The following is a 20081-nucleotide window of genomic DNA, read 5'->3' as shown; positions in this document are numbered from 1 at the left end:
GGAGAGGACGACCGCACGCCATGAGCAAGCCGCTGAAGCAGATCCACCTCGCCGCCCACTTCCCCGGCGTCAACAACACCACCGTGTGGAGCGACCCGGCCGCCGGCAGCCACATCGAGTTCAGTTCCTTCGTCCACTTCGCGCAGACCGCCGAACGCGCCAAGTTCGACTTCCTGTTCCTCGCCGAGGGACTCAGGCTCCGCGAACAGGGCGGCCAGATCTACGACCTGGACGTCGTCGGCCGCCCCGACACCTTCACCGTGCTGGCCGCGCTGGCCGCCGTCACCGACCGGCTCGGCCTGACCGGCACCATCAACTCCACCTTCAACGAGCCGTACGAGGTGGCCCGCCAGTTCGCCAGCCTCGACCACCTCTCCGACGGCCGGTCCGCGTGGAACGTGGTCACCTCCTGGGACGCCTTCACCGGCGAGAACTTCCGGCGCGGCGGCTTCCTGCCGCAGGAGGAGCGCTACTCCCGCGCCAAGGAGTTCCTCGCCACCGCGCACGAGCTGTTCGACTCCTGGCGCGGCGACGAGATCCTCGCCGACCAGGCCACCGGCACCTTCCTCAGGGACGCCCGGGCCGGCGCCTTCGTGCACCAGGGGCAGCACTTCGACATCCACGGCCGGTTCAACGTCCCGCGCTCCCCGCAGGGCCGCCCGGTCGTCTTCCAGGCGGGCGACTCGGAGGAGGGCCGCGAGTTCGCCGCCTCCAGCGCCGACGCGATCTTCAGCCGGTACTCCACGCTGAAGGAGGGCCAGGCCTTCTACACGGACGTGAAGTCCCGCCTCGCCCGGTACGGCCGCCGCCCCGACCAGCTCCTGATCCTGCCCGCCGCGACCTTCGTCCTCGGCGACACCGACCAGGAGGCCGCCGAACTCGCCCGGGAGGTCCGCCGGCAGCAGGTCAGCGGCGCCACCGCCATCAAGCACCTGGAGTTCGTCTGGAACCGGGACCTGTCGGCGTACGACCCGGACGGCCCGCTGCCCGACGTCGACCCGGTGGTGAGCGAGGAGCACATATCCCGGGGCCGCGCCCAGGTGCGGATGTACCGGGACCCGGTCGCCATCGCCCGCGAGTGGCGGCAGCTCGCCGAGGCCAACAAGTGGTCCATCCGCGACCTGGTCATCAACACCGGCAACCGGCAGACCTTCGTCGGCTCCCCGGCCACCGTCGCGCAGACCATCAACGACTTCGTGCAGGCCGACGCCTCCGACGGCTTCATCCTCGTCCCGCACATCACCCCCGGCGGACTCGACCCGTTCGCCGACAAGGTCGTCCCGCTCCTCCAGGAACAGGGCGTCTTCCGCTCCGACTACGAGGGCACGACCCTCCGCGACCACCTGGGCCTGGCCCACCCCGACGCGGACACCGGAACCGGCACCTCGCCCGAGCGGGCGGCGTCCTGAACGACCGCGCCACCGCCCTGATCGTGCACCGGCCCCGCCCGGTCACCAGGGTTCCGGGCCCCTAGCAGGAGCGGCCCGTGAGCGATCGCCCCGGGGAGTCACCGAGAACGATGAGCATGCCGTCATCGTGCCCCGGGCGACCCGGGCGGCCGGGGCGGCCGGGGACGCGGTGAGAGTTCATGTGAGTGCAACGGTGGGGACTGGTCCGGGGCAGGGTCACCCGCCTACCGTGGAGAGGTGACCGCCCCGGCGTTGTCCCGCAGACTGCACGTGGACCTGGCGCGCACCGGCGCGTCGGTCTGTCGACACGCCTGACACCCCCCCCCATCACCCCGGGCCCGCGGGGAGTTCCGAGCTGCCGCTCCTCCCACCGGCCGCCCAGGGGTGTCCCGTCCGCACGGCGCCGTCCGCACGGCGTTCCAAGGAGATGGACATGACCACTGTCACCAGCCATGAGACGCACCTCGCCCTCCACCGCGCCGGACCGCGCTTCGGCGCGGAGGTGACCGGCGTCGACCTCACCCGCCCCGTCGACGAGGCCACCGCCGACGCGCTGCGCCTGGCCTTCCGCGACCACAAGGTGCTGGTCTTCCGGGACCAGCACCTGACGCCGGACCAGCACGTGGAGGCCGTACGGCTGTTCTCGGACGTCCTCGACCACCCCACCGCCGTACGGCACCCGGAGCACGCGCTGGTCTACCCGTACAACGTGCGGCAGACCGGCAAGGCCAGCACCTGGCACATCGGCGGCCTGTGGCGCAGCCCGGCCTTCGCCATCGAGTCGCTGACCTACGACGAGGTGCCCGAACTGGGCGGACACACCCTGTGGGCGGATCTGCAGGCCGCCTACGACGACCTGTCCGAGCCGTTCAAGGCGCTGCTGGCCGAAGTCAACGCCGTGTACGACGGCAACCCCGCGAACTACGCGCAGGGCAGCAAGAAGACGGGCATCGGGGAGACGACGGTCGAGCACCCCGTCGTCCTGGAACACCCCCTCACCGGGCGCAAGGGACTCTTCCTCAGCTCTTCCGCGCTCGGGCTCACCGGCGTCACCCCGCAGGAGGGCCGCGCCCTGCTCGACCACCTCCTGCGGCACGCCTCCTCACCGGACTACACGATCCGCTTCGGCTGGCGGCCCGGCGACTTCGTCCTCTGGGACAACCAGGCCACCTGGCACTACGCCGTGGACGACTACGGCGACGGCGCCCGCGTGTACCGCAAGGTCATCGGCGTGGAGCCGCTGCGCACCGCCGACTGAGCCGGTCCAGCAGCCGCCGGCCGTCCGCGCCGCTGAACCACTCGGCGTGCCCGACGTAGTACTCGTACGCCAGGCGGGCGTTCTCCGGCGAGCGCGTCACCCCGTGGAAGTAGTCCATCTCGGAGAGCGCGAACTCGGCGTGCACCAGCGGCAGCAGCTCCGGCAGGGCCGCCGACTCGGCCTTGGTGAGCGGCCGTACGGACCGGTAGCCGTCGAGGAGGGCGAACGCGTCCTCCTCCCGCACCGGGAAGCCCGGTTCCAGCCACTGCACCGCGTTGCGTTCGATCGCCGTGGCCAGGTCGTGCACGGCGGTCGTGCGGTCGCTCATGCCGAAGTCCAGGACGGTCGCGACCTCGCCGGCCGCGTCCCACAGCAGATTGGAGGCGTGCCAGTCGTTGTGGGTCCACAGCGGCTCCAGGTCCGGCAGGTGCGGCGCCAGCCGCGCGTGCAGGGGGAGCAGGACACGACGTGTGTCCGCACGCCACGGATACCCGGCCAGCGCCTTCGCGAGCGCGGGGCGTTCGGTGACGTACCGGCCCAGGCGGGGCAGCGGGTCCCCGGGCGCCGCGAAGACCGTGAACGAGGCGACGAGCGGCTGCACGCGGCGGCGCGGCGCGGTGAACCCCTCGGCCGCCAGGTGCAGCCGGGCGAGCGCCGCCCCGGCCGCCCGCGCGTGGCCCGGCGAGCGGAAGGGGGACCAGGACAGCGCGTCCCGGTACAGGTCGGTGCCGGTCCCGGCCGAGTGCACCTCGTACGTCCACTCGCCCCGCCGCACCGCGGCCAGCACCTCCACCACCGGCGCCCCGTGCTCGCGCAGATGGCGCAGGAACGCGTGCTCCTCCGCCAGCCCCCCGGCCGTCCGCACGGAGACATGGTGCCGTTTCACGAACAGCCGCCGTCCGCCCCGCTCCACCACGGCCGCCGCCGACAGCGGGCGCGGGCTGCGCCACACCACCCGGGCCGGGCCGACGATCCCGGTCACCTCGGCGTCGGTCAGCGGCGGCCAGTCCGGTACGACCGGGTCGGTGCCCAGGCCGTGGGCCAGATGCGTGCTCACCCCGCCGTCACCTCCGTCCTGCCGGTCGTCGCGTCCGCCGTGGCACCGCGCAGCGCGTCCAGGATCCGGCGCTCGACCGCGGTGAACTCCGGTGCGGCGACATCCCGCTCCTCGTGCGGCAGTCGCACGTCGATCCGGTCGACCACCGTGGCCGGGCGCGGGGACAGGACGTGCACGGTGTCCGCGAGGAGCACCGCCTCGCGGATGTCGTGAGTGACCAGGACGACGGTCCACCGGTGGCGCCGCCACATGCCGGCCAGCCACAGCTGCATCTCGGCCCGGGTGAGGGAGTCCAGCGCGCCGAACGGCTCGTCCAGCAGCAGCACCGGCCGCCCCAGCACCACGGTGCGCAGCAGCGCCGCCCGCTGCCGCATGCCGCCGCTGAGCTGGGCCGGGTAGGCCCGCTGGAACCCGTCCAGGCCGAACTCCGCGAACAGGGCGTCGGCCTGTGCCCGCGCCCGCTTCCTGCGCACGCCCTGGGCCTCCAGGCCGAGCGTCGTGTTGTCGAGTACCGTCCGCCACGGGAACAGCAGGTCCTTCTGCGGCATGTAGGCGACCTTCCCGGACGTCACGCCGGCCGGCTCGCCCTCGACCAGGACCCGGCCGCCGGTGGGCCGGTCCAGACCGGAGACGAGGTTGAACAAGGTGCTCTTGCCGCTGCCGCTCGGACCGATCACCGCCGCGAACTCACCCTCTCGCACGGAGAGTTCCAGATCCCGCAGAACGTCGAGCGAGCCGTAGGACTTCGAGACGCCCTCGATGCGCAGAGCGGTCACCGCTGCTCCTCCCCCGACACCCGCTGCCAGGGCAGCACCAGCCGCTGGAGCAGGTGGGTCGCCCCGAACAGCGCGATGCTCAAGCCGGCCGTGACCGCCACCGCCGCGAACACCAGGTCCGTGCGGAACGCGCTCTTCTGCGCCTGCATGTAGATCCCGAGCCCCGCCTCGGCACCCGCGTACTCGGCGAAGACCGCACCGATGACGGCGTAGGTGATGCTCACCCGCAGCCCGGCGAAGAAGTACGGCATCGCGCTCGGCACCCGCACCAGCCGGAACGCCCGCCACCGGCCCGCGCCGAGGGAGCGCAGCAGCCGCATCGCCTCACGGTCGGTGGCCGCGAATCCGGCGGCCAGGTTGGCGGCCAGCGGGAAGAACGTCGTCAACGTCACCACCAGCATCTTCGGCAGCAGCCCGAACCCGAACCAGATGATCAGCAGCGGGGCCACGGCCACGACCGGGATCGTCTGCGAGGCGACGAGCAGTGGATACAGGCCCCGCCGGGCGGCGGCGGAGAAGTCCAGGACCACCGCGATCAGCCAGGCCGCCGCGAAGGACAGCGCGAACCCGAGCAGGGTCTCCTCGAGGGTGGGCAGGGTCTGGTCCCACAGGTCCCGGCGGTTGGCCCAGCCCTGGGTCACGACCCGTGCGGGGGAGGGCAGGGTCGTCGGATCGACCCCCGCGACCGTGACGTACAGCTGCCATCCGGCGACGACGGCGGCGAGCACCAGCAGCGGCGGCCACAACGACCGCAGCGCGGACCTCACTTGGCGTCCGGGAGGTAGGCGTTGGTGAAGAACGACGTGGTGTCCGGCGCCTTCGTCAGCTTCCGGCCGTTGGCGTCGGTCAGCAGACCCGCCCGGTACTCGAAGTCGGCGAACGCCTTCCAGCGGGCCGCGCTCTGGGTGCCGATCGTGCCGTCGGCGCCCTTGTAGTACTCCTTCGCCAGCAACCGCTCGCTCTCCTTCACCAGCCTGGTGTTGGTGAGGACGCTCCTGTTGGCGGCGACGAGAAGGCCGGCCGCCCGGTCCGGATGGCCGGCGGCGTACCGGTAGCCCCTGTCGACGGCGGCGAGGAACGCCCGTGCCAGGGCGGGGTGCTGGTGCAGGAACCGGTCCGAGGACGCGACGAGGGTCGAGTAGATCGCGGGGAAGCCGTAGTCGGACAACCGGAAGTCCTTCAGCGGCTTGCCGACGAGTTTCGCCTCCAGGCCCTCCCAGGTCGGCATCGGCATCGCGAAGTCGGCCTTGCCCGCGTACAGCGCCGCGTACGCCGAGGTGTTGAGGGACACCTGCCGGAACCCGCCCTTGCCGCCCGCGTTCCTGATCACCCTCTCCAGCAGCGGTTTCTCGTAGGGCGCGCCGAAACCGGCGTACGTCTTGCCGTCCAGGTCCTTGGGGGAGCCGATGTCGGAGCGGTCGGCGCGCACGGCGACGGTGACGTTCGTCCTCTGCGTGACCGCGTAGACGGAGGTGATGTCCTGGCCGGCGGCGCGCGCGGTGGTGACGCCCTCCTGGTAGGAGATGCCGAAGTCGGCCTTGTGGTTGGCGACGAGGGTCTCGGGCGCGGTCGAGCCGTAGGGGACGATCTTCAGATCGATTCCGGCGTCCTTGAACCAGCCCTTCTGCTGGGCGACGTAGATGCCGGTGTGGTTGGTGTTCGGGGTCCAGTCCAGGGCGAGCGTGACGGTGGTGGTGCCCTCGTGGGCGGCGGCCGTGGAGCCGGCGGAGCAGCCGGTCGTGAGGGCCAGGAGCGCCGTGACGGCCAGTGCGGGCAGTGTGGTGCGGCGGGACATGCCGGGGGTTCCTTCGTGCGGTGGTGAGTCGGGCGGCGGTGTGGGCGGTCAGGCCCGACACAGCGCGCTGTCCACCCGCTTGAAGTCGACGGCGAGACGCCGGGTGAGCGCCCCCGCCTGATCGGGCGTGCGGCTCACGCGGGCACTCCCAGCAGGGAGTTGGTGAACGACGCCGACCAGTCCCGGTCGTGCGCGAGCGCGCCGTGCTCGGCCAGCCAGCGGGCGTACGGGCCCATACGGGTCTCGTCGATCACGCCCCAGCGGCCGTCCGAGTCGGTCCAGGTGGGCGCGATCAGACCCAGGGAACGGGCGATCAGGGGCCGGGGGAAGTACGGGATGACGGTCTCCAGCGACTCCAGGGTGCGGTCGGGCTCCTGGGCGGCGGCACCGTAGCCCCGGCCGGTGAGCGTCAGGAACTCCCTGACCAGGTCCGGCCGTTGGTGCAAGGTGCGCTCGCTCGTGCCGAGCAGGTAGCTGTGGTAGCGGGGAGCGCCGATCTCGTCCACCGGCCACGTCAGCCGTCGTTCCTCCGGCAGGTCGCCGCGCAACGCGTCCCAGGACCAGTAGGTGCCGAAGGTGGCGTCCGCCTCGCCCGCCTCGATGTCGTCGACCGTCAGTTCACGGGTGCCCGCGTCCACGGTGACGACCGCGTCCGGGTCACCGCCGTCGGCCGCGACCAGGTGGCGGACCATGGCCCGGCCGCGCGGGGTCGGGTTGTAGGCGATCCGGCGGCCGGCGAGGTCGCGGGGGCGGGTGATGCCGGTGGACGTGGTGGTCTGGATCGCCTCCAGGCCGCGGTGGTTGACCGCGGCGACCGCGACCAGCGGCTGCCCGAGCGAGGCCCGGCGGGCGAGCAGCCGGTTCGGCGGGAAGATCCCGAAGTCCACTTCGCCCCGGGCCAGGTACTCCAGGGTGTCCCCTCGGCCCGGGTCCTGTACCACCAGTTCGACGTCCAGCCCGGCGTCCGCGTACCAGCGGCGGGCGCGGGCGACGTACAGACCGGCGGAATTGGGCCAGGGGTGGAAATAGTCGAGCATGACCCGCAGGTGCGGCATGAGGGTACTCCGCGAGGTACGCAGGCGTGACGACGCCTGGGAGGAATCAGGAAGCGAGGAGGGAGGTCAGCGTGTACGGCGACAACAGGAGGGCGCCGGGGTGCTGACCACCGGAGGCGTCGACTCGACTGCTGCTGCGGACACGTGAACTCCTACGCGGGGCGCCGTGCGGCGCGGTTGGTGCGGTCGGCGTCCCCATGGGGATCACACGCCCGCCCTGTCGGCGGCGCGGATCCCAGACGCCCTCTCAGCCCGTTCGGGGAGGGGCTCCCGCGTAGATGGCCGAAACCATAACGGCAGCTGCCCGGCCCTGCGCAAGCCGCGTCCGGGATATGGGATCCGCCTGCCCGAGAAACGAGACGCCCAGCTCACGGGCGTACGATCGGCAGGCATGACCTCCCTGCTGCCCGGCCCCCTCGTCGACACCGCCTGGCTCGCGGACCACCTGGACGACCCCCGGCTGGTCGTCCTGGACGCCACCGCGGTGCTTCCCTCGCCCCGGTACGACGGCGACCACCGCTGCGCGAGCGGCCGCCCCGGCTGGGCCGAGCGCCACCTCCCCGGCTCCCGGCACGCCGACCTCACCGAGGACCTCGCAGACCCCGGCGCGCCCTACCACTTCGCCGTGCCGGCCCCGGACGCGCTGGCCGCCGCGCTCGCCCGGCTGGGCGTGGGGGAGGGCAGCGAGGTCGTCGCCTACGACACCGGCGGCGGGATTTGGGCCGCGCGGCTGTGGTGGATGCTGCGCGCGATCTCCGTACCGGCGGCCGTGCTCGACGGCGGTCTGCACGCCTGGGAGGCGGCCGGGCACCGGCTCGCCTCCGGCGACACCGCCGCGCCGCCCGCCGCGCCGCCCGCCGCGGTCCCGGTGACGCCGGTTCCGCGCCCCGAACTGTGGACCGGTGTCGAGGAGGTGGCCGCGATCAGCGCGGGTGACCGGCCCGGCACCCTCGTCTGCGCGCTCCCGCCCGGCGGGTACGACGGCTCGGCCCCCACCCGCTACAGCCGGCGCGGCCGCATCCCGGCCAGCCGCAGCCTGCCCGGCCGGAGCCTGCTGGACGACACCGGCCGCCTGCTGCCCCGCCCCGACCTGACCACCGTCGCGGACGCGGCCCTCACCGGCGCCGGCTCGCCCCTCGTCCTCTACTGCGGCGGCGGCATCTCGGCAGCGGGCACCGCCCTCGCCCTCACCGTCCTGGGCCGCGAGGACGTCTCCCTCTACGACGGCTCACTGGAGGAGTGGTCCAAGGACCCGGCCCGGCCACTGGAGCCGGGGCGCTGAGGGCTCGGGCACGGGCCCGGAGCCGACGGCGTGGGCGTGGACGTCACCTCCCCCGTAGGTGACGTCCACGCCCGTTCCCCCGGCGCCGGACTGTGGCTCCCCGCCGTCCGTGTGCTGTCACCAGCACATGACCGCTGTCTCCCCCGACCCCCACGTGGAGTACAGGCGGACCCGGACGACGTAGCGGCGGCCCTTGACGAGCCGGACCCGGACGGCGGCGGTGTCCGGCCTGCCGCCGTCGTCGTGGCCCGCGAGGAAGCGCGGCTCCCCGTCCCGCTCCTCGAAGACCACCAGCACGGTGTCGGCGTCGCCGAAGGCGCCCACGGTGTACGCGCGGGTCTCCGGCGGCTCGACGGCGAAGTCGGCCTGCCCGCCCGGCCCCAGACCGAGCGGAGCGGACCGGAACGGCACCAGCGCGGCCGGCCCGGAGGGCGCGGCGGGCGGGTACCAGCGGAGCACGAACTCCTTGTCCGCCGGGGAGGGGGTGCCGGACGGACGCAGCCCCCCGCGGTACTGCTCCGGCTCCAGCACCAGCCCCGGCCCGAACGGCAGCGTCATGACCGACTGCGGGTCCCACACCGAGCCCCCCGCCTCGCAGGCGTCCAGCGGGCGCAGCACGTTCGTGTACGTCGTCTCCCGGCTCCAGAAGTTCGGCGGGCCCGCCAGCTCGGTGTACACGGCCTCGTCGTCCCAGTGCAGCCCGGCGAACGGACTCTGGTGCTCGTGCACCATCCCGAGCGCGTGCCCGATCTGGTGCAGGACGGTCCCGCGCTCCCCGGGCGCGGTGACGTCCCAGCCGAGGTTCATGGTGCGCTCGCCCCGGCCGACCGACAACGCGTCCCGGCCCACCGCCGACCAGGACCCGGCACCCGCCTGGAACCCGATCCGCAGCTCCGCCTCGTGGCGGTCGCCGACCTCGGCGAAGGTGACGCCGATGCCGAGGTCCTGCCACTCGCGCAGGCACTCGCGGACCACGTCCCGCTGCTCCTCGCCGCCCGCCCACGGCACCCGGCGCAGCTCCCCGGTCCCGGGGACCGGGATGACCGAGGCGTCGTCGGGGGCGTCCAGGAAGCAGTAGTGCAGCACCGTGCCGTTGACCCACATCCGCCGCCCGGCGAGCAGCGCGCCCAGCCGCTCGGCGGTCAGCCCCGGTGCGAACGACGGGGCCGGCTGCCGCGGAAGCGAGCAGAGGCGTCGGGTCATGCGGCCAGAGTGCCGCCCGCCCCGCCCGCACGCCTGAGTCGGGGGCTACTCAAGTCGCCCTGTATCAAACCTGAGTACGCGCGCTCTGTCTGATGTGAGGACTTACGGACAGAACGCGAAGACCCTGGAGCTGCCGTGGCCGTTCACCGGCCGCGCGGACGAACTGGAGCTGGTGCGCGGCGCGCTGAGCGCCGGCCGGCCCGGCATCGTGGTGACCGGCCCGGCCGGCCGCGGCAAGACCCGGCTGATCACGGAGGCGGTCCGGGGCACGGACCACGCCCGGGTGACCGGCACGCCCGAGGCCCGCGATCTGCCCCTCGCGGCCTTCGCGCACCTGCTCCCAGACACCGTCTCGCTGCACCGCGCGGTCCGCGCGCTGTCCGGCGTACGGCTCCTCGTCGTGGACGACGCCCAGCTGCTGGACGAGACCTCCGCCGCCCTGGTCCACCAGCTGGCCGTGCAGGGCCGCACCCGCCTGATCGTGGCCGCGGCGGACGGTACGCCCGCGCCGGGCGCGGTGTCCCGGCTGTGGACCGGGGAGCTGCTGCCCCGCCTGGCCCTCGACCCGCTGTCCCGCGAGGACACCGCCCGCCTCCTCGCCGGGGCCGGCCTGGAACCGCTCACCGTGCGCCGGCTGCACGAGGCGTGCCGGGGCGATCTGCGACTGCTGCGCGACCTGGTGACCGCGCTCACCGGCTCCGGCCGGCTGACGCCCGTCCCGGGCACCGGCGAGCGGGCCTGGCGGGGCCCGCTGCCCGTCACCCCGGCCGTCCGCGAGCGGCTCGCCCCCGCCCTGGAGCGGACCGGGCCCGGCGAACGGGACGTCCTGGAACGCCTCGCCTTCGCCGAACCGCTGCCGCTGCCGGCGGACGAGCTGGACCTGGACGCCCTCGAACGCCTGGAGGCGGACGCCCTGATCGACGTCGACGAGCAAGGGGGCGTCACCCTCGCCCACCCCCTGCACGGGCCCGCGCTGCGTGCCGCGGCGGGCCGGCTGCGCGCCCGGCGGCTGGCCCGCGCGCCCTTCGCCCACGGCCCCGCGCTGGCCGACGAACAGCACCGCCTGGCCCGGCGGATGGACCGGCTCGACGTCCGGCCGGTACCCACACCGGTGGGGGACTGGCTGCTCGCGGAGGGCGGTCCGCTGCCGGCCCGGTACGCCGAGGTCCGCGCCCGCTTCGCACGCCTGCGCGGTGAGGTGCGGGAGGCGGCGGCCTGGGCACGGGAGGGGCTGCGGGAGGCACCGGGGGACACGGGCTGCCGGCGTGAACTGGAGTGGGCCGACGGGCGGCCGGGCGAAGGGGCCGACCCGGACGGCGTCCTCGCGCTCTACGAGGCCGTCCGCCTCGGCGAGCCCGGGCGGGCCGTGGGGCGGCTGCCGGCCGGGAGCGTGTTCGCGCGGCACGCGGACGCGCTCGCGCGCGCGGACGGGGCCGCGCTGGACCGGGCCGCGGAGGCGCTGGCGGAGCGGGGGTTCGCGCTGTACGCGGCGGAGGCGCACGCGCAGGCCGCACGGGCGCACCGGGATCCGCGGGCCGCGCGGCTCTCCCGCACCCGCGCCACCGCTCTGGCCCGCCGCTGCCAGGGTGCGCGTACGCAGGCGCTGGCCGGGCTGGTGCTCGGTGAACTCACCGTCCGCCAGCGGCAGATCGTGGAACTGGCGGCGGCGGGGCTGAGCAACCGGGAGATCGCCGAGAAGCTGACGCTGTCCGTGCGGACCGTGGGGAACCATCTCTACAGCGCCTACACCCGGCTGGGCACGGGGGACCGAGGGGCGCTGCCCTGGCTGGTGGACACGCCCGAGAGGGAGACGGCATAGAAGACACCCTCACGCCGCTCCGAAGGCCGCGAACGCCCACCCCGTCGCCTGGTGCACCGCGTCGCCCGGCAGGGCCGCGCGGGCGTCCCGGAGGGACTCGGCCAGGGACAGGCCCGCGCCGAGGCCCTTGTGCAGGGCCAGCATCAGCGGGACCACCGCCGCGTCGTTGACCGGTGCGCTGCTCGCCACCACCCCGGCCGTGCCCAGCGGCAGCAACGCGGTGACCACACCGAGGAGTTCGTCGGCGCCGACCGAGGCGAGACGGGCGGTGTCGCAGCTGGAGAGGATGATCCGGTACGGGCTGCGGGCCAGGCGCTCGAAGTCGTGGACGATCAGCGGGCCGTCGGCCATCCGGAGGGCCGAGAACAGCGGACTGTCGGCGCGGAACGTGCCGTGCGCCGCGAGGTGGGCGAGCCCCGCCCCGTCGAGTTCCGCCAGCACCCGCGGCACCTGGGCGGCCTCGCCCTCCAGGACCGTCGCCGCGCCGTACCGGTCCGCCAGTTCGGGGACCTCCGCGCCGCCCGTCGCCAGGCCGGGGCCGCGCACCAGCACCGGCGGGCCGTCCGGCGGCGCCGGGGTCTCGCGGGCGCGCAGCCAGCTGCCCGCCGACGGCGACACGCTGAGCACCCGCTCCCGCAGCGCGGGCAGCAGCGCCCACGGCACCCGGTGCAGCGACCCCGGCGGCACGATCACCACCTCACCCGAGCCGAGATGCGGCACCGCCCCGGCCAGCAGGAGTTCCTGCAGGCGCCGGCCCGCGGCCTCCACCAGCGGCAGCCGTGTCTCGGCCCCCGGGTGCGCGAGCCGCCGCAGCCCGGCCTGCACATGCTCGGCCTCGGCCACCGCCTCCGCCAGCGACCCGCCGGCGAACCGCCGTACCCGGCCCTGCCCGCACAGCAGGACGTGCACCCGGCCGTCCACCACGGCGAGTTCGACCAGCCGTCCGGCACCGAGCCGGTCCAGCAGCCGGCCCACGTCGAACCGGTCGCCCGCGTCGGCGGCGGCCCCGCCCATGTGGCGGGTGCGGGAGCGGATCTCCCGCTCCAGGCGCCGCTTCTCGCGCTCCAGCGCCGGCACCGGGCGGCCCCCCATCCGGGCGGCCTCCGCGCGGGCCGCGATCTCCCGGTAGGCGGTCAGCCCGCTCAGCAGGGCCGGATCCTCCGGCGGCCGGGTCGGGGGTGTGGACAGCACGGTCGCCCGCCACCGCTCGCTCCACTCCAGCAGCCGCCGCGGACTGCCCTGGGCGAGGGTCACCTCCTGGGCCAGCGCCGCCAGTTCGGCGCCCTGGGCGGTCACGTGGGCGCGCAGCTCGGAGGCGCCGAGCGTCATGCGGTGGTCGTCCAGCACGTCCAGGCCGCGCCGGCACGCCTCCAGCACACCGCGCCGGGAACCGGCCGCCCGCGCCCGCAGCGCCTGCGCCGCCCAGCCCGTCATCCGGGCGGGCGGCGGACCCCCGTGCCGACTGCGCGCGGCCACCGCCAGGTGCCGCTCCGCGTCCGCCGTCCAGCCCAGCGCCAGCGCGATCCGGCCCGCGACCAGCGAGGCCTGGGGTGCGGCGGGCGAGCCGAAGGACGCCAGCCGCTCGGCGACCGCCGCCGCGTCCGCGACCATCCGCCCCGACCGGCGCCCGGCCGCCACCCGCGCCTCCAGCAGCACCAGCCGGGCGTGCGTCTCCCACCACGTCCGGCGCTGCGCCGCGAACAGCCGTACGGCGACGGCGGCACGGGCTATGGCGGTGTGCGCGTCGCCCGCCGAGCGGGCCGCCCACGAGGCGGCGAGCAGCAGCTCGGCCTTGCGCGTGGACTGCCCGCCGATCCGGTCCAGCAGCGCGATCGCCGCGTCCGCCTCGACCAGCGCCTCCGGGGCGAGCCCGGCCGCCATCAGCACCTCGCAGCGCCGGATCGACAGGTTGTACGTCGGGGTGCCCAGCTTGGCGTAGCGCTCCTCGGCCTCGTCCAGCAGCCGCAGCGCCGCCGGGATGTCCCCGGACCGGAACGCGGCGAGACCCCGGCTCTCCACCGCGTCCGCCTTGTCGTGCTCCTGGCCGGTGGTGTCCCACAGCCGCTCCGCCGCCGTGAAGTCCGCGACGGCCCGCTCCACCGCGCCCAGCGCCAGGTGCACGGTGGCCCGCAGGGTCAGTGCCCGCGCGGTCCAGATGCCGTCGGCGGCCTGCCTGAGGACGGGAAGGGCCCGCCGTACGTCCTCCAGGGCCTCCCGGTGGTGCCCCAGCACCCACCACACGTACGCCCGCCGGTACAGCACCCGGGCCCGGGTGTGCCCGCCGCCGCGGGCGACGCCGCGCTCGAAGGACGCGAGCCCCTGCCGCGTGCGCCCCGCGTGCACCAGTGCGACCCCCAGCGTCGCCAGGACGTCGGCCTCGCGGTCGGCCGACTCGGCGCGCGCGGCCAGGTCCCGGGCCCGCCGCAGATGCCGGAGCGCGATCCGCAGGTCGCCGAAGTCCCGCTGCCAGATGCCCAGCACCTGGTGGGCCACGCTGGCGTGCAGCGGCGACGGACCGGCTCCCAGGACCTGTTCGGCGCGCGCCCGGGCCTCGCCGGGGTCGGCGAACACCAAGGGCAGCAGTTCGAGAACCGACTCGCTTCCCGCTGTCACGTCTCGCATGGTAGTGGCCTGCTGTATCAGACGGTGGTCCCGCGACTCTCACTGTCGGACACCGTCTTGAGGGGGAGGACACCACATGGCACCACAGCGATTCCACGAGCAGTTCCACCACATCCAGCGGTCCCTGCCGGACGTACCCCTGACCATGGGGCCGGACGACTCGGCCGGGTTCCTCTACGAGAAGGGTGTCGTCCTGGTCCGGGACGGCGAGGAGGCCCGGTTCGTCGAGGACACCGTGCGTACCCACTTCACCGAGACCCAGGGACTCGTCCCCGACCATGTGCGCCGCGTCGGCCCGCGGGCCGGCCGCACCGGCGTCACCCGGATCCGGGTCGGCGACCCGGCCGAGGGCGAGGACACCGTGCCGCACGCCCTGCGCGCGGTGCGGGAGGCCGAGGAGCGCCAGGGCCGCCGGCTCGCCGGCCGCAACCACGTGGTGCACATCGCGGTCAACGCCTGCCCGGGCGACGAGCCGGTGCCCGTGTCGCGCACCGAGCCCGCCAACCCGGCGGCAGCGGAGGGCAGTTACGACCCGGCCACCGCGGTCGGCGTCCTCGTGGTCGACACCGGTCTGGTGCACGACCACCGCTCCTACCCGCTGCTGTCCCACACCACCGGCGACGCCCAGCTGACCGAGACCGACGGCGACGGCGTGCTCCGCCAGTACGTCGGCCACGGCACGTTCATCGCCGGGATCCTCGCGGCCGTCGCACCCAACACCGACATCACCGTACGGGGCACGCTCAGCGACGCCGGGGCCGTGCTGGAGTCCGAGTTCGGCGGGCTGCTCTTCGAGGCCGTCGACCGGGACGGCTGGCCGGACATCCTCAGCCTCTCCGCGGGCACGCCCGGCACGGACCCCGACGGTCTGATCGGCCTGGACGCGTTCATGCGGGAACTGCGCGCGCAGCGCACCCTGCTGGTGGCCGCCGCCGGCAACAACGGCAGCGACACCCCGTTCTGGCCCGCCGCCTACGCCGCCCTGCCCGAGTACGCCGACTGCGTGCTCTCGGTCGGCGCCCTGCGCGCGGACGGGCAGTCCGGTGCCTGCTTCACCAACCACGGGCCCTGGGTGCGTGTCCACGCCCCCGGCGAGCGCCTCACCAGCGCCCTCACCGGCTTCACCACCCCCGTGCCGTACGTCTACCAGCACTCCACCTACGACTCCTGCCGCTTCGGCGTCGACGACTACCCCTGCACCTGCCGGTACCCGCGCCACACCGGCGTGCTGAGCGAGGGCCGGGAGAGCACGGGCGCCAAGCCGGACCAGGTGATGTTCGACGGCCTCGCGCAGTGGAGCGGCACCTCCTTCGCCACCCCGGTGGCCGCGGGACTCGTCGCCGCGCGGATGACGGCGTACCGGGAGAGCGACCCCAGGGCGGCCGGCGCCGCACTGCTGGCGGCCGCCGCGGACCGGGCCGAGGTGCGCGGGGCGCACGTACCGGCGCTCCGCCCGCCCACCTGGCGCCCCGTCCCGGCCGGGATCCCGGCGGTGCCCGCATGAGGGCCGGAACGCTCCGCTCCGCGGCGTACGATGACAGGCCGTACACAAGGGGTGGAGCCGTGGACCGAGCAGAGGTCGGCGCGTTGGTCCAGTCCGCCGTCGACGGGGACGCCGCGGCCTGGAAGGCGCTGGTGGAAGGGATGAGTCCGCTGGTGTGGTCGGTGGTGCGCGCACACCGGCTGTCGGACGCCGACGGGCACGAGGTCTTCCAGACCACCTGGTTCCGCTTCGCCCAGCACCTGGGCCGGATCCGGGAACCCGACAAGGCCGGTGCCTGGCTGGCCAGTACGGCCCGGCACGAGTGCCTGAAGGTCCTCAAGGGCCTGGCGCGGCTGACCCTGACCGACGATCCGCGGGTGCTGGACCGGGCCAGCGAGGACCGGACGCCCGAGGAGACGCTGATCGATTCGGAGGAGGAGGCGGACCGGGCGGAGCGGGTCCGCCGCCTCTGGCAGGAGCTGGACGGACTGGGCGAGCGCTGCCGGCAGTTGCTGCGCGTGCTGATGGCCTCGCCGCCGCCCAGCTACGGGGAGATCTCGGCCGCGCTCGGTATCGCGGTCGGCAGTATCGGCCCGCTGCGCCAGCGCTGTCTGCGCCGGCTGCGGGCCCGGATGAACGCGCGGGGTGCGGTGTGAACGGCGGCGACGGGATGCCCGAGGGACCGGAGGAGTTCGCGGACGCCGTGCTGGAGGAGGAGCTGCGCCAGGCCGCGGTCGTGCTGGACCCGGTCCCGGCCGAGCTGCTCCAGGTGGCCCTGGAGGCCTTCGCGTTGCACGACCTGGACGCCCGGCTCGCCGAGCTGACCTTCGACTCGCTCGTGGACGCGCTGCCGGTCAGGGGGGCCGTGGACGCGCCGCGCATGCTGACGTTCCGCGCGGGCGGGACGACCGTCGACGTGGAGGTCACCGAGGACGGCCTGATCGGCCAGCTGCTGCCACCGCGGCCGGCCCGCATCGAGGTCCTCGGCGGCCCCCAGGCCACCCGCCCGCTCACCGTCGATCCCCTCGGCCGCTTCACCAGCGACACCCCGCCGTCCGGCCCGTTCGCCCTGCGGCTGCGGACCGGCGCGGAGGTGATCGTCACGGAGTGGCTCAGGGCCTGACCGCGTCCACGAGCGCCGCCAGCGCGGTGGCGAGCCGGTCCAGGCCGGGACCGGCGGGGCCGCCCGGCTCCGTCATGTAGGTGTCCCGGCGGATCTCCACCATCAGGGCGCCTACCCGGGCGTCCGTGCCGTAGAAGTCCAGCGGGACGTACGTGCCGGCGAACGGGCTGTCCAGGCCGGTCCCGCCGCAGGCGGCGAACGCCCTGCGAGCCGACTCGGTCAGGTCCGGCGGGGTGTGGAAGGTGTCCGTGCCCAGGCACACCGGCGGACGCGGCCCGCTCCCGTGCAGCTCGTACGGGAGCGGTTCGGCCGGGTAGGAGTGGACGTCGATGATCACGGCCCGGCCGGTCGCGGCGAGCCGGTCGGCCACCGCCCGCGTCATGGCCGCCGCGTACGGCCGGAAGTACCGGGCGAGCAGGGGCTCGGGGTCGGTGTCCGCGGGGCGCAGCTCGGCCCGGTGCGTGGTCCGCGTGTACACCGCGCCCATGCCGGCGGCCGTCATCTCCTCCCGCTCGTCGGGGAACCGCTCCGGGTCCACCACCAGCCGCGAGAGCCGGTTCACGAACCGCCAGGGGCGGACCCCGGCGAGTGCGGCGGCCCGCTCGGCGATCTCCGCGGTGTGCGCGTCCGTGATGTGGTCCAGCTCCCGCTCCAGCGCGGTGTCGTCCAGCACGATGCCGGCCCGCACGTCGTCCGGTATCGCCCGCGCGGAATGCGGCACGTGCAGCAGCACCGGCGAGTCGGCGGCACCGGGGAGGAGTTCGAACGAGGGGGCGGCATGGGACACCGGCTGCTCCTGAGGTCCTGAGGTGTGGGCGGCGTGCGTGATCGAGGCGCGTGCGTGATCGAGACGCGTGCATGATCAAGGTGCCACACGGCACTGACAACGGCCCCCGCCCCGCATGCCTCCGCCCCGGCCGGGGGGTTCCCGACCGGGGCGGAGGGCACGTCACCTGGGCGGCTCAGGCGCCGCAGGCACTAGCTCAGGGACGCCAGCGCCTCGTTCCAGGTGGCCGACGGGCGCATGACCGAGTCCGCCTTGGCCTTGTCGACCTGGTAGTAGCCGCCGATGTCGGCCGGGGAGCCCTGGACCGCGTTCAGCTCCTCCACGATCTTCTGCTCGTTGGCCGCGAGGGTCTCGGCGAGCGGCGCGAACGCCTTCGCGAGGTCCGCGTCCTCGGTCTGCCCGGCCAGCTCCTGCGCCCAGTACAGGGACAGGTAGAAGTGGCTGCCGCGGTTGTCGATGCCGCCGACGCGCCGGGTCGGGGACTTGTCCTCGTTGAGGAAGGTCGCCGTGGCGCGGTCGAGGGCGTCGGCGAGGACCTTGGCGCGGGTGTTGCCGGTGGCCTCCGCGTACTGCTCGAAGGACGGGACGAGCGCGAAGAACTCACCGAGGGAGTCCCAGCGCAGGTAGTTCTCCTTGACCAGCTGCTGGACGTGCTTCGGCGCGGAGCCGCCGGCGCCCGTCTCGAACAGGCCGCCGCCCGCCATCAGCGGGACGACCGACAGCATCTTGGCGCTGGTGCCCAGCTCCAGGATGGGGAAGAGGTCGGTCAGGTAGTCGCGCAGGACGTTGCCGGTCACCGAGATGGTGTTCTCGCCGCGGCGGATGCGCTCCACCGACAGCTTGGTGGCCTCGACCGGGGACAGGATGCGGATGTCCAGGCCCTCGGTGTCGTGCTCCTGCAGGTACTGCTTGACCTTGGCGATCAGCTGCGCGTCGTGGGCGCGGTCCTCGTCCAGCCAGAACACCGCCGGGTCGCCGGTGGCGCGGGCGCGGGTGACGGCCAGCTTGACCCAGTCGCGGATCGGGGCGTCCTTGGTCTGGCAGGCGCGGAAGATGTCGCCCTGCGCGACCGGCTGCTCGATCAGCACGTTGCCGGCCTGGTCGGTCAGGCGGACCGTGCCGGCGGCCGGGATCTCGAAGGTCTTGTCGTGGGAGCCGTACTCCTCGGCCTTCTGCGCCATCAGGCCGACGTTCGGGACCGAGCCCATGGTCGACGGGTCGTAGGCGCCGTTGGCCCGGCAGTCCTCGATGACGGCCTGGTACACACCGGCGTAGGAGGAGTCCGGGATCACGGCGAGGGCGTCGTGCTCCTGGCCGTCCGCGCCCCACATGTGGCCGGAGGTGCGGATCATGGCCGGCATCGAGGCGTCGATGATGACGTCCGACGGCACGTGCAGGTTGGTGATGCCCTTGTCCGAGTCGACCATGGCCAGGTCCGGGCCCTCGGCGATCTCGGCGTCGAAGGAGGCCTTGATCTCGGCGCCCTCGGGCAGGCTCTCCAGGCCCTTCAGGATGCCGCCGAGGCCGTCGTTCGGGGTGAGGCCGGCCGCCTTGAGGGTCTCGCCGTACTTCGCGAACGTCTTCGGGAAGAAGGCGCGCACCACGTGACCGAAGATGATCGGGTCGGAGACCTTCATCATCGTGGCCTTCAGGTGCACGGAGAACAGCACGCCCTCCGCCTTGGCGCGGGCGACCTGCGCGGCCAGGAACGTGTTCAGCTCGGCGACGCGCAGGACGGAGGCGTCGACGACCTCGCCCGCCAGGACCGGTACGGACTCCTTCAGGACGGTGGTGGTGCCGTCCTCGCCGACCAGCTCGATCTTCAGCGCGCCGTTCTCGGAGACGACGACGGACTTCTCGGTGGAGCGGAAGTCGTTCTCGCCCATGGTCGCCACGTTGGTCTTGGACTCGGGGGTCCAGGCGCCCATGCGGTGCGGGTGGGTCTTGGCGTAGTTCTTGACCGAGGCGGGGGCGCGGCGGTCGGAGTTGCCCTCACGCAGGACCGGGTTGACGGCCGAGCCCTTGACCTTGTCGTAGCGGGCGCGGATCTCGCGCTCCTCGTCGGTCTTCGGGTCGTCCGGGTAGTCCGGCAGCGCGTAGCCCTTGCCCTGCAGCTCGGCGACGGCGGCCTTCAGCTGCGGGATGGACGCCGAGATGTTCGGCAGCTTGATGATGTTGGCGGCCGGGGTCTTGGCCAGCTCACCCAGCTCGGTCAGCGCGTCGGGGATGCGCTGGTCCTCGTTCAGGTACTCCGGGAAGACGGCGATGATGCGCCCGGCCAGCGAGATGTCGCGCGTCTCCACGGGCACACCGGCCTGCGAGGCGTACGCCTGGATCACCGGCAGGAACGAATGCGTCGCCAGGGCCGGGGCCTCGTCTGTGTAGGTGTAGATGATGGTCGAGTCAGTCACC

General features: G+C 74.1%; 16 protein-coding genes. 7 read left to right on the top strand and 9 right to left on the bottom strand.

Going from position 1 to position 20081, the window contains the following annotated elements; genetic code table 11:
* Positions 1-20: 20 nt before the first annotated feature.
* Both IEZ20_RS25615 and IEZ20_RS25610 read left to right on the top strand, forming a co-directional pair.
* Positions 21-1409: an NtaA/DmoA family FMN-dependent monooxygenase gene (locus IEZ20_RS25615; RefSeq protein WP_189302813.1), complete on the top strand. Its 1389-nt coding sequence runs from the start codon at positions 21-23 to the stop codon at positions 1407-1409.
* Between the two features lie 433 nt (positions 1410-1842).
* On the top strand, positions 1843-2667 hold the full coding sequence (locus IEZ20_RS25610) for a TauD/TfdA dioxygenase family protein (RefSeq protein WP_229896269.1): 825 nt from the start codon (positions 1843-1845) through the stop codon (positions 2665-2667).
* Here IEZ20_RS25610 and IEZ20_RS25605 read toward each other — a convergent pair.
* The 5 genes from IEZ20_RS25605 to IEZ20_RS25585 all read right to left on the bottom strand — a co-directional run bounded on the left by IEZ20_RS25605 (position 2633) and on the right by IEZ20_RS25585 (position 7350).
* Positions 2633-3724, bottom strand: coding sequence for a phosphotransferase enzyme family protein (locus IEZ20_RS25605; protein ID WP_189302809.1), 1092 nt, complete (start codon positions 3722-3724; stop codon positions 2633-2635). The genes IEZ20_RS25610 and IEZ20_RS25605 overlap by 35 nt on opposite strands.
* Entirely contained in the window at positions 3721-4500 is a 780-nt protein-coding gene (locus IEZ20_RS25600) for an ABC transporter ATP-binding protein (RefSeq protein WP_189302807.1), read from the bottom strand. Before IEZ20_RS25600 ends, IEZ20_RS25605 begins: the two co-directional genes overlap by 4 nt.
* A complete protein-coding gene (locus tag IEZ20_RS25595; RefSeq protein ID WP_189302805.1) occupies positions 4497-5267 on the bottom strand; it encodes an ABC transporter permease in 771 nt (256 codons plus the stop codon). Before IEZ20_RS25595 ends, IEZ20_RS25600 begins: the two co-directional genes overlap by 4 nt.
* Positions 5264-6295, bottom strand: a complete 1032-nt coding sequence (locus IEZ20_RS25590) for an ABC transporter substrate-binding protein (RefSeq protein ID WP_189302803.1) — start codon at positions 6293-6295, stop codon at positions 5264-5266. The genes IEZ20_RS25595 and IEZ20_RS25590 overlap by 4 nt, the downstream gene beginning before the upstream one ends.
* 134 nt (positions 6296-6429) lie before the next feature.
* Positions 6430-7350: an ABC transporter substrate-binding protein gene (locus IEZ20_RS25585; RefSeq protein WP_189302801.1), complete on the bottom strand. Its 921-nt coding sequence runs from the start codon at positions 7348-7350 to the stop codon at positions 6430-6432.
* 391 nt (positions 7351-7741) lie between these two features.
* On the opposite strand from IEZ20_RS25585, the gene IEZ20_RS25580 reads away from it, so the two are divergent.
* Complete coding sequence (locus IEZ20_RS25580; protein ID WP_189302799.1) at positions 7742-8632, top strand: sulfurtransferase; 891 nt, start codon at positions 7742-7744, stop codon at positions 8630-8632.
* 117 nt (positions 8633-8749) lie between these two features.
* Here IEZ20_RS25580 and absR1 read toward each other — a convergent pair whose 3' ends face one another.
* The gene (gene absR1 / locus IEZ20_RS25575) at positions 8750-9835 is read right to left on the bottom strand and encodes a beta-glucuronidase AbsR1 (protein WP_189302797.1); all 1086 of its coding nucleotides are present in this window, start codon (positions 9833-9835) and stop codon (positions 8750-8752) included.
* 94 nt (positions 9836-9929) lie between these two features.
* Between absR1 and IEZ20_RS25570 the strand changes: the two genes are divergently transcribed.
* Entirely contained in the window at positions 9930-11654 is a 1725-nt protein-coding gene (locus tag IEZ20_RS25570) for a LuxR family transcriptional regulator AbsR2 (RefSeq protein ID WP_189302796.1), read from the top strand.
* A 9-nt stretch (positions 11655-11663) separates the two neighbouring features.
* Here the strand turns inward: IEZ20_RS25570 and IEZ20_RS25565 are convergent, their stop codons facing one another.
* Positions 11664-14267: a CHAT domain-containing protein gene (locus IEZ20_RS25565; protein ID WP_189302794.1), complete on the bottom strand. Its 2604-nt coding sequence runs from the start codon at positions 14265-14267 to the stop codon at positions 11664-11666.
* A gap of 85 nt (positions 14268-14352) precedes the next feature.
* Between IEZ20_RS25565 and IEZ20_RS25560 the strand changes: the two genes are divergently transcribed.
* From IEZ20_RS25560 to IEZ20_RS25550, 3 genes are read left to right on the top strand one after another with little or no spacing between them, the layout of a single operon-like run.
* A complete protein-coding gene (locus IEZ20_RS25560; RefSeq protein ID WP_189302792.1) occupies positions 14353-15780 on the top strand; it encodes a S8/S53 family peptidase in 1428 nt (475 codons plus the stop codon).
* Entirely contained in the window at positions 15777-16415 is a 639-nt protein-coding gene (locus IEZ20_RS25555; protein ID WP_189302790.1) for an RNA polymerase sigma factor, read from the top strand. The genes IEZ20_RS25560 and IEZ20_RS25555 overlap by 4 nt, the downstream gene beginning before the upstream one ends.
* A 14-nt stretch (positions 16416-16429) precedes the next feature.
* A complete protein-coding gene (locus tag IEZ20_RS25550) occupies positions 16430-16882 on the top strand; it encodes a hypothetical protein (RefSeq protein WP_189302788.1) in 453 nt (150 codons plus the stop codon).
* On the opposite strand, the gene IEZ20_RS25545 is transcribed toward IEZ20_RS25550, so the two are convergent.
* Entirely contained in the window at positions 16872-17669 is a 798-nt protein-coding gene (locus IEZ20_RS25545; protein ID WP_189302786.1) for an N-formylglutamate amidohydrolase, read from the bottom strand. The genes IEZ20_RS25550 and IEZ20_RS25545 overlap by 11 nt on opposite strands.
* Before the next feature lie 191 nt (positions 17670-17860).
* Entirely contained in the window at positions 17861-20080 is a 2220-nt protein-coding gene (locus IEZ20_RS25540) for an NADP-dependent isocitrate dehydrogenase (RefSeq protein WP_189302784.1), read from the bottom strand.
* Position 20081 lies beyond the last annotated feature (1 nt).

It is taken from the genome of Streptomyces cinerochromogenes, assembly GCF_014648635.1.
Taxonomy (GTDB): Bacteria; Actinomycetota; Actinomycetes; order Streptomycetales; family Streptomycetaceae; genus Streptomyces; species Streptomyces cinerochromogenes.
This window is presented reverse-complemented; position numbering and strand designations above follow the sequence as displayed.